Annotated in this window: 1 protein-coding gene and 1 pseudogene; both read right to left on the bottom strand. The window is 54.3% G+C overall.

The annotated features are described in order from the left end of the window. Positions 1-121: 121 nt before the first annotated feature. Positions 122-586 (bottom strand): heme-degrading domain-containing protein, encoded by a 465-nt coding sequence (locus B3Z49_RS07830; RefSeq protein WP_296989650.1) that lies wholly within the window; start codon positions 584-586, stop codon positions 122-124. Positions 587-717: 131 nt separating this feature from the next. Beyond that, positions 718-1,647, bottom strand: a pseudogene (locus B3Z49_RS07825) (elongation factor 4); the annotation flags it as partial.

The following is a 1,647-nucleotide window of genomic DNA, read 5'->3' as shown; positions in this document are numbered from 1 at the left end:
TCAAAATGGGTGTCCCGCAAGGTTGAGGCTATTCTGGAAGAGTAAGCTTGGCCTCTTGCGCGGCTTCGCCGTTCGACGTCAAGTGTCTCACAAATGTAGCGTCTAGAAGTTCGGCTGTGTCTTAGAGCTTCACCGACACGCCAAGGTGCTCTGCCAGAACCCCGACGATCATGCCGTGATCTTCGTGCGATGCGAGGCCGGATACTGTAATCGCACCAATCACGCCGACACCGGCGACACGGATCGGGAAGCTGCCGCCGTGATCGGCATAGTCGGCAAAATCAATTCCGTGATCGGCAAGGGTTTTGCCCTTGGCCTTAAGCTCCGCGCCAAAGCGCATCGAGCTTTGATGTTCACGTAGCACCAGATTGCTTTTGCGACGCGCCCAGGCATCGTTGGCCGGCTTGGCACCGGCAAGAGATGCGTGAAACAGGGTCCGGTCAGGGGTGCGGATATTGATGGCAACCGGGGCGTTTTTGGCCTGTGCGACGCCCACCAGCTTGGAGCCGATTGACCAGGCGGTGTCTTCGTCAAAGCGGTCAAACACCAGAACTTCTTCCTGCTTGGCGAGCAATTCCAGATCCATCGGGGACTCCTTGGGCAATTGGTTGGGCTGCGTCCATCCATAGCGCAGCAGTCGGGCAACTGAAAACAGCAAAGAAAAAAGGCTGCACCACCAATGTGATACAGCCTTTGTTTCGAGATCGTAATTTCGGCTTACTTATCGTCGCCCATCTTGAGCGCGTTGATAAAGGCCGATTGCGGAATTTCGACCTTGCCGAACTGACGCATCTTTTTCTTACCGGCCTTCTGTTTTTCAAGAAGCTTGCGTTTACGCGAAACGTCACCGCCGTAACATTTCGCCGTCACGTCCTTACGTAGTGCTGATACGGTTTCACGGGCAATCACCTTGCCACCGATGGCGGCCTGAATGGCGATGCGGAACATCTGGCGCGGGATCAGGTCCTTAAGACGCTTACAAATCTCACGACCACGGTATTCAGCCGCCGAACGGTGCACCATCAGAGCCAGTGCATCGACCGGTTCTTCGTTCACAAGGATGGAAACCTTGACCAGGTCACTTTCGTCGTAACCGGCAATTTCGTAATCGAAGCTGGCATAGCCGCGCGAAATCGATTTCAGACGATCATAGAAATCAAATACCACTTCGTTGAGTGGCAGTTTGTAAACCGCCATTGCCCGGTTGCCGACATAGGTCAGGTCAAGCTGAACACCACGGCGTTCGGTGCAAAGGGTCAGGATGCCGCCAAGATATTCGTCCGGCACCATGATCGATGCCTTGATCCATGGTTCTTCAATGGCCTTGATCTTGGTAACGTCCGGGAAATCGGCCGGGTTATGCAACAGGATTTCTTCGCCCTTGCTCAGCGTGATCTTGTAGGACACCGACGGTGCAGTGGTGATCAGATCAAGCTCGAACTCGCGTTCCAGACGTTCCTGAATGATTTCCAGATGCAAAAGACCCAGGAAGCCACAACGGAAACCAAGACCAAGTGCGGTCGAGTTTTCCGGTTCGAACTGGAAGGACGCGTCATTGAGATGCAGCTTTTCAAGCGCATCGCGCAGCACTTCATATTCGCTGGTATCCACCGGGAAAATGCCACAGAACACAACCGGGATGGACGG

This window comes from Thalassospira sp. UBA1131 (assembly GCF_002311515.1).
Lineage (GTDB): Bacteria > Pseudomonadota > Alphaproteobacteria > Rhodospirillales > Thalassospiraceae > Thalassospira.
Note: the sequence above shows the minus strand (reverse complement) of the source record. Positions and strands in the feature narration are given on the sequence as shown.

Bases quoted from the DNA above. Each gene is read 5' to 3' on its own strand.
- B3Z49_RS07830 (WP_296989650.1), bottom strand. From the start codon at position 586: ATGGATCTGGAATTGCTCGCCAAGCAGGAAGAAGTTCTGGTGTTTGAC.